This is a genomic window from Streptococcus sp. A12, from assembly GCF_905372335.1.
Lineage (GTDB): Bacteria > Bacillota > Bacilli > Lactobacillales > Streptococcaceae > Streptococcus.
This window is the reverse complement of sequence record NZ_CAJPOU010000010.1, coordinates 33,195-43,932: the sequence shown is the minus strand read 5'-3', so window position 1 is coordinate 43,932 and position 10,738 is coordinate 33,195. Positions and strand designations below refer to the sequence as shown.

The window sequence follows — 10,738 nt, the reverse complement described above, 5'->3', positions numbered from 1 at the left end:
GTCCGAATGTCAAACGCACTTCAGGTGCCTTCCTCATGGTTCGTGGATCTGAACGTTACTTGTTTGGAGACTGTGCGATTAACATCAGTCCGGATGCTGAAGGATTGGCAGAAATTGCCATCAACTCTGCTATCACAGCCAAGATGTTTGGCATCGATCCGAAAATCGCCATGTTGAGCTATTCAACTAAAGGTTCTGGTTTCGGTGAAAGTGTTGATAAAGTTGTTGAGGCAACAAAAATCGCTCATGATCTTCGCCCAGACCTTGAAATTGACGGGGAATTGCAATTTGACGCTGCCTTTGTACCAGAAACAGCAGCATTGAAAGCGCCAGGAAGTAAGGTGGCAGGACAAGCCAATGTCTTTATCTTCCCAGGTATTGAGGCAGGAAACATTGGGTACAAGATGGCAGAACGTCTTGGTGGCTTTGCCGCAGTAGGTCCTGTTTTGCAAGGGTTGAACAAACCAGTTAACGACCTCTCTCGCGGATGTAATGCAGATGACGTTTACAAATTGACCTTGATCACAGCAGCTCAAGCTGTGGAACAATAAGAATAATTGAAAGGCTTAGGAATTTCCTAAGCCTTTTTATGGTAGAGTCAGAATCTCTAAACTAGAACCCATTCTATGGTATACTAGGAATATGATGGATTTAAAAGACTATGGGATTAATATGTGGGAGGAGGAAAAAATTGCCTCTTTCCGAGAAAAGTTATTAGCCTGGTACGATGCCAATAAACGGGATCTCCCCTGGAGACGGACGAAAGATCCTTATAAAATATGGATCTCAGAGATTATGCTCCAGCAGACACGAGTGGATACCGTGATTCCCTATTATGAGCGTTTTTTGGATTGCTTTCCGACGATTGCAGATCTGGCTCAGGCTCCGGAAGAAAAGCTATTAAAAGCTTGGGAGGGCTTGGGCTATTACTCACGGGTCCGCAACATGCAGAAAGCTGCCCAGCAAATCATGGAGGACCATGAGGGTGTTTTCCCATCAAGCTATGAGGCTATCTCTCAACTCAAGGGAATTGGACCTTATACAGCTGGTGCTATAGCCAGTATTGCCTTTAGCTTGCCAGAGCCAGCAGTGGATGGCAATGTCATGCGAGTTTTAGCTCGTTTGTTTGAGGTAGACTACGATATCGGAATCCCGACTAATCGCAAGATTTTTCAGGCCATGATGGAAGTCTTGATTGATCCAGACCGCCCGGGTGATTTCAATCAGGCTTTGATGGATTTGGGCTCAGATATTGAATCCCCAGTCAATCCACGTCCGGAAGAGAGTCCTGTAAAAGAGTTTAGCGCGGCCTATCAGCATGGGACCATGGATCGCTATCCCATCAAGGCTCCAAAGAAGAAACCAGTACCCGTTTATTTAACAGCCTTTATTGTCAAGGATAGTCAAGGGCGCTACCTGCTGGAAAAAAATGAACGAGAAGGACTCTTGTCAGGCTTCTGGCATTTTCCCATGATTGAAGTGGATAGTCTATCTGAGAATCTGGGCCAATTGTCTCTATTGGATGAGAAAGAACAAGCAGAGGACAATCTAGAGATTCTCTCCTTTGAACAGGACTATGACTTGGTCATTGATTGGCAAGAGAGAACTTATCCCTTGGTCCAGCATGTCTTTTCGCATCGCAAGTGGCAGGTTCAAATCCGGTACGGATTGGTAAAAGAAGGAGAACAAGCAACCAGTGAATCGACTGTTTGGTTGCAACCAGAAGAATTTTCGGCCTATCCTTTTGCCAAACCTCAGCAGAAGATTTGGACGGCTTTTACAGAAAATGAAAATTAGCTAGAGAATAATCTCTAGCTAATTTTTTATAGATGAGCGATTGCTTTGATTTCTTCTTCTGACATGGATGAGTCGCAGCGAACGGTAACTTCACCGGCTTCGACATGTAAAAATCCAGGAACAGTAGGAATGCCATAGGTAGAGCGGAAGGCTTGCAAAGCATCAAGTTGACTTGGTTCTTCACTATTAATGAAGTAGATATGGGCTTTAGTTTCGGCTACTACCGTTGCTAATTTAGCAGCGAACTTACGGCAATATGGGCAAGTCTTACGTCCAATAAAGAAGGTTGCTGTTTCTTTTTGATCGATGGCTTCTTGCGCACGCGCAACAGTGGTTACTTCAAGATCTTTAATATCTTCTAAAAATTGTTCCATGAGATTACCTCGCTTTCTTATAAATCTAGTATGCCATAAAGGGCGAAAAAATGCTGTATTTTGATACGAAAAAAAGATGAGATTGGTTGATCTCATCTTTTGTGGTTGCTTATTTTACAAAGGCATTGATTTCAGCTTCGATGTTAGCAATTTTAGCTTGAGAATCTTCGTTGCTTTCACCAACAACGGCAATGTAGAACTTGATTTTTGGTTCTGTACCTGAAGGGCGAACGGCAATCCAAGAACCATCCTCAAGTGTGTATTTCAATACATCACTTGGAGGAGTTGTCAAGGCTGTTACAGTGCCATCAGCGGCAGTAGATGTTTGTGCTTTGAAGTCTTCAACGACAGCGATGGCAGTTCCATTGAATTCTTTTGGACCGTTTTCACGGAATTTCGCCATGATCGCTTTGATTTGCTCAGCACCGTCAACACCAGAAAGTGTAACAGAGATTGTCTTTTCAGCATAGTAGCCGTACTCTTTGTAGATTTCTTCGATACCGTCAGCAAGTGTCAAACCACGAGAGCGGTAGTAAGCAGCAAGCTCAGCAACGACAAGGACAGCTTGGATGGCATCTTTATCACGTACGAATGGCTTAATCAAGTAACCGAAGCTTTCTTCAAATCCCATCATGTAAGTGTGATTGTGTTTTTCTTCAAATTCTTGAATTTTTTCAGCGATAAATTTGAAACCAGTCAGAACGTTGAACATAGTTGCGCCGTAGCTTTCAGCAATCTTAGTTACCAAGTCAGTTGATACGATAGATTTGCAAAGGGCTGCATTTTTTGGAAGAGTACCAGCATTTTTATGGGCTTCCAAGATGTATTTAGCCATGATAGCACCGATTTGGTTACCTGAAAGGTTGAGATAGCTACCATCTTTTTGAAGGACTTCAACACCAACACGGTCAGCGTCAGGGTCAGTTGCGACAAGAACATCAGCGCCTACTTGGCGACCAAGTTCTTCAGCAAGAGCAAAGGCTGCTTGGCTTTCAGGGTTTGGAGATTTAACAGTTGAGAAGTCTGGATCTGGAGTTGCTTGAGCCTCAACGACCTGAACAGAGTCAAATCCTGCTTGAGCAAGAGCACGACGAGCCAACATTTCACCAGTACCATGAAGAGGAGTATAGACAATCTTCATGTCTTTACCAAATTCTTCAATCAAGGCAGGGTTGATGTTAACGTCTTTTACTTCTTTGAGGTATTCAGCATCAATAGCTTCACCGATGACTTCAATCAAACCAGATGCTTTTTCAGCTTCAACATCCGCAACTTCTACAGCGAATGGATTGTCGATGGCACGGATATAGGTTGTCAAAGCGTCCGCGTCGTGTGGAGGCATTTGACCACCATCTTCACCGTAAACCTTGTATCCGTTAAACGGAGCAGGGTTGTGGCTAGCAGTAATCATGATCCCTGCGAAGCAGTTGAGGTGACGAACAGCAAATGAAAGTTCTGGAGTTGGACGGAGACTTTCAAAGACATAGGATTTAATACCGTGTTTTGCAAGAACGGCTGCTGATTCAAAGGCAAATTCTGGAGAGAAGTGACGGCTATCGTAGGCAATGGCTACACCACGTTCTTTTTCTTTTCCACCTTTAGATTCAATCAAACGAGCCAAACCTTCGGTTGCTTGACGGACTACATAGATGTTAATACGGTTTGTACCCGCACCAATCAGTCCGCGCATACCTGCAGTACCGAATTCAAGGTTTGTGTAGAAGGCATCTTCCTTCGTTTTCTCATCCATGTTTTCCAAATCACGACGAAGGTAATCTGGTAAATCAGCGAAATCAGCCCATTTTTGGAAGTTTTCTTGATAAGTCATAGTGCAACTCCTTATTTCTATAAATTAATCGCTTACATTATAGCATTTTTTTTCTGAAAAAACTAGATTCAATAGCAATTGTTTTCAAATTTATATGCTGAGTGTCCACAAAAAAATCACACCTCCATTTGAAAAGTGTGATAATCGAAAATGACTTATAATGAATTCTTAACTTTTGAGAGAGGTGGGATGATCGCTAGTGTCAGAATGACTGTCGCAAGGACCTCAATCAATGAGTTGGTGGTTAAAACAGCGCCGAGGAAGGCTTGGATACCACCTGGATAATTTTTTGAAAAGAAGATGAAAATACCTGAAAGCACAAAGAAAGTGTTGGTGAAAGATCCAACAGCTGCAGCGATTGCCAGTCCGGACTTATTATGGATCAACTTGTACACAAAGTAAGGGGTGATCCCGATGAGGATACGGGGAACCAGTACGATGATCAGAGAGTATATGTTTCCTTTTTCAACAAAGGGACTGAATAAATAACTACTTGGTAGCTGAACGATGGTGTTGATGGTAAGGCTAAAGAGTCCCATCAAGAGTCCCAAGGTCCCACCAATACGAGGTCCATAAAGAATGGAGGCAATCACCACTGGAATATGAACGAAAGTCGGTGGAATTAGAAAGGGGAAGAATTGGAAGATCATGGTTGATGTAAAATGAATGGTCACCATGATAGCGAAGAAGATAGAAATTTGTGCAATGGATGAAGAAGATTTTCTCATGAGAGCGACTCCTGTATAGTAGTTAGAATGGTTTCGATGGAAGCTAAAGCGCCAGATCCCTGATCGCCACAAGCTAGTAAAGCTTCACGCGGTGGGATGATTTGGTAGCCGTAGCTTTTTAGAGTTTCAAGATTGTTTTGTGTAGCGGGGTGGTCCAACATCTTGGTATTCATAGCGGGTGCTAGGAATTTCTTCACCTCAGACGGGAGGGCCAAAGAAGTGCTTGTTACGATATTATCTGCAAAGCCGTGGGCTAATTTTGCAATGGTATTGGCACTAGCAGGTGCGACTAGAAAAAGATCGGCCTCTTTCCCCAAGTCAATATGTTGGATTTGTTTTGGATCCTCTTCTGTCATGACTTCTACCAGGACAGCTTGTTTGGAGAGGACTTGAAGTGTTAGAGGGGTAATAAAAGCTGTAGCTGCAGGAGTCATCAGAACCTTTACCTGGTGACCGAGCTTGGTCAATTGACTGGTGAGGTCTGCTGCCTTGTAGGCAGAAATGCTCCCAGTTACAGCCAGTAGTATATTCGCCATAGGTTTTATCCTTTGTTCCTAATGTGATGATAAATTTTTTGAGCAATATCCAATTTCGTTTCGGCTATTTGAGTAGCATCTTTCGTAACTAAGTAAGCACGATGTTTTCCGTCTTGAATTTCGCTTAAGTCATTGGCAACAATCATTTCTGCCTGATTTTTTTCGAGACTAGCACGAGCAACGGATAGGAGTTGATCCTGTGCTACATCAACCAGCAGTTTAAAGCCAATCAAGCGAATATTTGGATTCCACGTTTTTACTAAGGAAATCAACTTAGGATTTTTCTTCAAAAAGAGAACTTGGTAATCTTCCTCTGAAGAAATTTTCGATTCCTGGTTGGTTTGATGGAGAAATTGCTCTAAATTGCTAGCTTCTTTGACAGCCTGGAAACCTGACATATAGACAGGGCTGTAGTCAGAGACGGCCATAGCATGGATGAGCACCTGGTGAGTTGGAGTTTCTTTTTCAAGAACTGTTTGAAGTTCAGCGACATTTTTGATAAATATCTTTCTTAAATGAGGATGTTCTTTAGGCTGAACCGCAGTTGGAGTTGTTACCAGAGTCACAGAAAAACCTGCCTCTAAAAAACGTTCGGAAATGATTTTTCCAAGTTGACCAGTGGAATGGTTCGTAATCGAACGAACCTGATCGATCTTTTCACTCGTCCCACCGGAAGTAATCAAAATATTCATAGGCTTATTTTACAAGAATTTTATATTTTAGTAAAGCCAGGAACACGGCTCATACGATTGTTGGTCAAGGGGATGCAAAGGCGGTAGAGTAGACGATGAAGGGACTAATAGTTATTTCATATAGAAGGGTATAAGAAATTAGAATGAAGGCTGATAAGGTCCATTTTAAAGTCAAAAACCGAACGAATGGAAAAAGTTTGACATTAAAAATATATATCCTCGCAAAATTTCTGTATAATAGGATTATAAAATAGTGAGGAGATTCAGATGAAGACAGATATCGAGATTGCACAAAGTATTGAATTGAAACCAATCACAGATGTAGTAGAGAAATTGGGCATTCAATTTGATGACTTGGAACTCTATGGAAAGTACAAGGCAAAATTAACCTTTGACAAGATCCAAGCCGTTCAGAAGGAAGAACCAGGAAAACTCATCTTGGTAACAGCCATTAACCCGACTCCAGCTGGAGAAGGGAAGTCTACCATCACCATTGGTTTGGCAGATGCATTAAATAAAATTGGAAAACAAACCATGATTGCCATTCGCGAACCTTCTTTAGGTCCTGTTATGGGGATTAAAGGTGGTGCAGCTGGGGGAGGCTATGCTCAAGTACTCCCAATGGAGGATATTAACCTTCATTTCACGGGTGACATGCATGCCATTACAACAGCAAATAATGCTCTTTCAGCATTGATTGATAATCATTTGCATCAAGGAAATGAGCTAGGCATTGACCAACGTCGGATTATCTGGAAACGGGTAGTGGACTTGAATGACCGTGCTTTGCGACACGTATCGGTTGGTCTCGGTGGACCGCTCAATGGGATTCCTCGTGAAGACGGGTTTGATATCACCGTTGCTTCTGAGATTATGGCCATCCTTTGCTTGGCGACAGATATTGAAGACTTGAAACGTCGTTTGGCTAATATTGTGATCGGTTACCGCTATGATCGTAGTCCAGTTTATGTCCGTGATTTGGAAGTGGAAGGGGCGCTTGCCTTGATTCTGAAAGATGCAATCAAGCCAAACTTGGTCCAAACCATCTATGGAACTCCAGCCTTTGTTCATGGTGGACCTTTTGCTAATATTGCTCATGGATGTAATTCTGTTTTAGCTACCTCAACCGCTCTTCGTTTAGCCGATTACGTAGTGACAGAAGCAGGTTTTGGGGCGGATTTGGGAGCCGAAAAATTCTTGGATATCAAAACACCAAATCTTCCTGTTAGTCCATCTGCAGTGGTGATTGTCGCAACGATTCGTGCTTTGAAGATGAATGGTGGAGTTGCCAAAGATGCTCTTTCTGAAGAAAATGTAGAAGCTGTTCGTTCAGGTTTTGCGAACTTGGAGCGCCACGTAGAAAATATGCGTAAATTCGGAGTTCCTGTAGTAGTGGCTATTAATGAATTTGTCACAGATACAGAAGCTGAAATTGCAGCTCTGAAAGAACTCTGTGCTTCTATTCAAGTTCCTGTTGAATTGGCGAGCGTTTGGGCTGATGGTGCTGATGGAGGATTGGCCCTAGCAGAAACAGTAGTGGAGACACTTGAAACAAGTCCAGCCAACTACAATCGTCTTTATGATAATGACCTTTCTGTTGAAGAAAAGATCACTAAGATTGCCCAAGAAATTTATCGGGCCGACAATGTTGTCTTTGAGAAGAAAGCCAAAACTCAGATTGCTCAGATCGTGAAAAATGGCTGGGACAAGTTGCCAGTTTGTATGGCTAAGACCCAATATAGTTTCTCAGATGATCCAAGTCTCCTCGGGGCGCCGTCTGGTTTTGACATTACCATTCGCGAATTGGTACCTAAGACTGGTGCAGGCTTCATTGTTGCTTTGACAGGTGAAGTGATGACTATGCCTGGATTACCAAAACGTCCTGCTGCTTTGAACATGGATGTAGCAGAAGATGGTACTGCTTTAGGATTGTTCTAAAAAAATATATAGAGGTTGGCGGACAACCTCTATTTTTTTGCTTTTGGGGTATAATAGAGAGATAGAAAGCGAGAAGACCATGCTGAAGATAAGACCAGTCACACTTGAAGATGCTCCTGAACTTGTCAGGATTTATGCCCCTTATGTTGAGAAAACAGCCATCACTTTTGAATACCAGGTTCCGACGATTGAGGAATTTGAAGGGCGTATCGAAAAGATCCTTCAACGTTTTCCCTATTTAGTAGCTGAAGTAGACGGTCAAGTTCTTGCTTATGCCTATGCCTCAACCTATTATGATCGATCAGCATATGATTGGGTGGTGGAAGTATCTGTCTATGTAGATCAGGATTATCGTGGGCAAGGACTGGGTTCTCGTTTGTATGAGGCATTAGAGATCGAGTTAGATGTTGCGGTTCTTAGCTTGCATTACCCTGCCAAATCCAGCTAGTATTGCCCTCCATGAGAAACGAGGCTATGTGAAAGTTGCTCATTTTCCTAAAATTGGTTATAAATTTGACCAATGGCATGATATTGTCTGGATGCAAAAGACTATCGAAGGGCCTGTCAGGAAAATCTAGTAGAAACCACGACAATTGTAAATCATAATAGCTAATTATCCCTGCCTTTTGCTAATGTTAAAATGAAACTAGATGAATCGCTCAATGAAGGCAGATACTCACAATGTGCATACAGTTTATTGTAGAAGAGGAGTATTCATATGGATACAAAATTTCTTTTGAAACTGTTAGAAGACCAGGCTGATCCAGCGAAAGTCCCAGCTATGGAAGCTTATATGAAAAATAAATTCAGCTTTCTTGGCGTGCAAAAACCAATTCTCAAAAAGATTGAAAAAGATTTTTTTAAGCCTTTCATAAAGGATCCAATTGATTGGGCTTTTGTGGAAGAGTGTTGCCAGCAACCTTACCGTGAGTTTCAATATATTGTTATGGATTATCTGGATAAAAAGAAGAAAGAGCTTAGACCTGAAGATTTTCCAAAGCTAAAGGAATTGGCTCAAACCAAATCATGGTGGGACAGTATTGATCAGTTGGACCGCATCATAGGAGAGATTACTTTCACCTATCCAGAAACCAAGCAGGTTATGCTGGATTGGAGTAAGGATCAGGACTTTTGGTTGAGGCGGATTGCCATTGATCACCAGCTTATGAGGAAAGAAAAAACAGATACGGATTTGTTAGAAAAAGTGATCATCAATAATCTAGGTCAAAGCGAGTTCTTTATAAATTAGGCAATCGGCTGGAGTTTACGCAATTATTCCAAGGTTAATCCGGATTGGGTAGGGGCCTTTATCGACCGCTATCGAGATCAGTTATCTCCTTTGAGCATTCCAGAGGGAAGCAAGTACCTACCTTCTTGACAGTTTGTGGACGTTCATGGTACACTAAGTCTATGCGATGAGTCGATTGGCTCTTAGGAGCCTTTTGTGCTGAGGAGGTCTACATTCAATTGTAACGCAGGAGCGGACCTTGAACAGTTATGTGAACCGGCTGTTCTCATCGAAAGATGCCTCGATCCCTTACCTTTTGGTAGGGGATTTTTTATTTACTTAAGAATCCTTTATAAACTATAGCAATCGAATGTTGAATTGAATGCAAATTGCTCTTTTCATTTGTTAGGAAAAATAGTATAATAGATAAAATTCACAAATTTTTAGAAAATTCCGAAAGAGGTTTTATTATGGGATATACAGTTGCTGTTGTCGGTGCTACAGGTGCCGTTGGTGCACAAATGATCAAAATGTTGGAAGAATCAAGTCTTCCAATCGATAAGATTCGCTATCTAGCATCTGCGCGTTCAGCAGGGAAAGTCTTGCATTTCAAAGGGCAAGACGTGACCATTGAAGAAACAACTGAAGAGGTTTTTGCAGGAGTAGATATCGCTCTCTTCTCGGCTGGAGGATCAACTTCAGCAAAATACGCGCCATATGCTGTTAAAGCTGGTGCGGTCGTAGTAGATAATACTTCTTACTTCCGTCAAAACCCGGATGTGCCACTGGTTGTTCCTGAAGTAAATGCTCACGCGCTAGATACTCACAATGGTATTATTGCCTGCCCTAACTGTTCAACGATTCAAATGATGGTAGCTCTTGAACCAGTTCGTCAAAAATGGGGCTTGGACCGTATCATCGTGTCTACTTACCAAGCTGTTTCAGGTGCTGGTATGGGAGCCATTCTTGAAACCCAACGTGAATTGCGTGAAGTATTGAATGATGGAGTGGATCCACGTGATTTGCATGCGGAAATCTTACCTTCAGGTGGCGATAAGAAACATTACCCAATTGCCTTTAACGCACTTCCTCAAATCGACGTCTTCACTGATAATGACTACACATATGAAGAAATGAAGATGACCAATGAAACAAAGAAAATCATGGAAGACGATAGCATCGCTGTCTCAGCAACATGTGTACGTATTCCAGTATTGTCAGCTCACTCAGAGTCTGTTTACATTGAAACCAAAGAAGTAGCTCCGATTGATGAAGTAAAAGCAGCAATTGCAGCTTTCCCAGGTGCAGTGTTGGAAGATGATGTGGCTCATCAAGTATACCCACAAGCTATCAATGCGGTTGGTTCTCGCGATACCTTTGTTGGTCGTATCCGTAAAGATTTGGATGCTGAAAAAGGGATTCACATGTGGGTGGTTTCTGATAACCTTCTTAAAGGAGCTGCTTGGAACTCTGTTCAAATTGCAGAAACCCTTCATGAACGTGGACTCGTGCGCCCAACAGCTGAGTTGAAGTTTGAGTTGAAATGATTCATTAACTAAATAAATTGTAAAGGGGACAGCTATCAACTTTTGGTGCTGTCCCTCTTCCCTATGGTTG

Annotated in this window: 9 protein-coding genes and 2 pseudogenes; 6 read left to right on the top strand and 5 right to left on the bottom strand. The window is 42.2% G+C overall.

Annotated features, from left to right (window positions below; all coding sequences use genetic code 11):
• Both QZ158_RS02620 and mutY read left to right on the top strand, forming a co-directional pair.
• The coding region (locus QZ158_RS02620) for a phosphate acyltransferase (RefSeq protein WP_293874432.1) at positions 1–551 on the top strand (551 nt) is incomplete at its 5' end.
• Positions 552–642: 91 nt separating this feature from the next.
• Positions 643–1,797 carry an A/G-specific adenine glycosylase gene (gene mutY, locus QZ158_RS02615; RefSeq protein WP_293874429.1) on the top strand — a complete coding sequence of 385 codons (1,155 nt, stop codon included), beginning with the start codon at positions 643–645 and terminating at the stop codon, positions 1,795–1,797.
• Positions 1,798–1,823: 26 nt separating this feature from the next.
• On the opposite strand, the gene QZ158_RS02610 is transcribed toward mutY, so the two are convergent.
• The 5 genes from QZ158_RS02610 to QZ158_RS02590 form a co-directional block, all read right to left on the bottom strand.
• Complete coding sequence (locus tag QZ158_RS02610; RefSeq protein ID WP_293874427.1) at positions 1,824–2,171, bottom strand: thioredoxin; 348 nt, start codon at positions 2,169–2,171, stop codon at positions 1,824–1,826.
• Positions 2,172–2,280: 109 nt separating this feature from the next.
• A complete protein-coding gene (locus tag QZ158_RS02605; protein WP_125329434.1) occupies positions 2,281–3,999 on the bottom strand; it encodes a phospho-sugar mutase in 1,719 nt (572 codons plus the stop codon).
• Between the two features lie 155 nt (positions 4,000–4,154).
• The gene (locus QZ158_RS02600; protein ID WP_125329433.1) at positions 4,155–4,727 is read right to left on the bottom strand and encodes an ECF transporter S component; all 573 of its coding nucleotides are present in this window, start codon (positions 4,725–4,727) and stop codon (positions 4,155–4,157) included.
• Positions 4,724–5,263 (bottom strand): phosphopantothenoylcysteine decarboxylase, encoded by a 540-nt coding sequence (coaC, locus tag QZ158_RS02595; protein WP_293874415.1) that lies wholly within the window; start codon positions 5,261–5,263, stop codon positions 4,724–4,726. Before coaC ends, QZ158_RS02600 begins: the two co-directional genes overlap by 4 nt.
• A gap of 5 nt (positions 5,264–5,268) precedes the next feature.
• Positions 5,269–5,955 (bottom strand): phosphopantothenate--cysteine ligase, encoded by a 687-nt coding sequence (locus QZ158_RS02590; protein ID WP_293874412.1) that lies wholly within the window; start codon positions 5,953–5,955, stop codon positions 5,269–5,271.
• 267 nt (positions 5,956–6,222) lie between these two features.
• Between QZ158_RS02590 and QZ158_RS02585 the strand changes: the two genes are divergently transcribed.
• The 4 genes and pseudogenes from QZ158_RS02585 to QZ158_RS02570 all read left to right on the top strand — a co-directional run bounded on the left by QZ158_RS02585 (position 6,223) and on the right by QZ158_RS02570 (position 10,668).
• On the top strand, positions 6,223–7,893 hold the full coding sequence (locus QZ158_RS02585; RefSeq protein ID WP_293874409.1) for a formate--tetrahydrofolate ligase: 1,671 nt from the start codon (positions 6,223–6,225) through the stop codon (positions 7,891–7,893).
• A gap of 79 nt (positions 7,894–7,972) precedes the next feature.
• A pseudogene (locus tag QZ158_RS02580) lies at positions 7,973–8,471 on the top strand (N-acetyltransferase family protein).
• A 140-nt stretch (positions 8,472–8,611) separates the two neighbouring features.
• A pseudogene (locus tag QZ158_RS02575) lies at positions 8,612–9,271 on the top strand (DNA alkylation repair protein).
• A 320-nt stretch (positions 9,272–9,591) separates the two neighbouring features.
• Positions 9,592–10,668, top strand: a complete 1,077-nt coding sequence (locus QZ158_RS02570) for an aspartate-semialdehyde dehydrogenase (protein WP_293874406.1) — start codon at positions 9,592–9,594, stop codon at positions 10,666–10,668.
• Positions 10,669–10,738: the final 70 nt, after the last annotated feature.

Excerpts from the sequence above, each read along its gene's own strand:
- QZ158_RS02605 (WP_125329434.1), bottom strand. The coding sequence starts at position 3,999 with ATGACTTATCAAGAAAACTTCCAAAAATGGGCTGATTTCGCTGATTTA.
- QZ158_RS02590 (WP_293874412.1), bottom strand. The coding sequence starts at position 5,955 with ATGAATATTTTGATTACTTCCGGTGGGACGAGTGAAAAGATCGATCAG.
- QZ158_RS02600 (WP_125329433.1), bottom strand. The coding sequence starts at position 4,727 with ATGAGAAAATCTTCTTCATCCATTGCACAAATTTCTATCTTCTTCGCT.
- QZ158_RS02610 (WP_293874427.1), bottom strand. The coding sequence starts at position 2,171 with ATGGAACAATTTTTAGAAGATATTAAAGATCTTGAAGTAACCACTGTT.
- mutY (WP_293874429.1), top strand. The coding sequence starts at position 643 with ATGATGGATTTAAAAGACTATGGGATTAATATGTGGGAGGAGGAAAAA.
- QZ158_RS02570 (WP_293874406.1), top strand. The coding sequence starts at position 9,592 with ATGGGATATACAGTTGCTGTTGTCGGTGCTACAGGTGCCGTTGGTGCA.
- coaC (WP_293874415.1), bottom strand. The coding sequence starts at position 5,263 with ATGGCGAATATACTACTGGCTGTAACTGGGAGCATTTCTGCCTACAAG.
- QZ158_RS02585 (WP_293874409.1), top strand. The coding sequence starts at position 6,223 with ATGAAGACAGATATCGAGATTGCACAAAGTATTGAATTGAAACCAATC.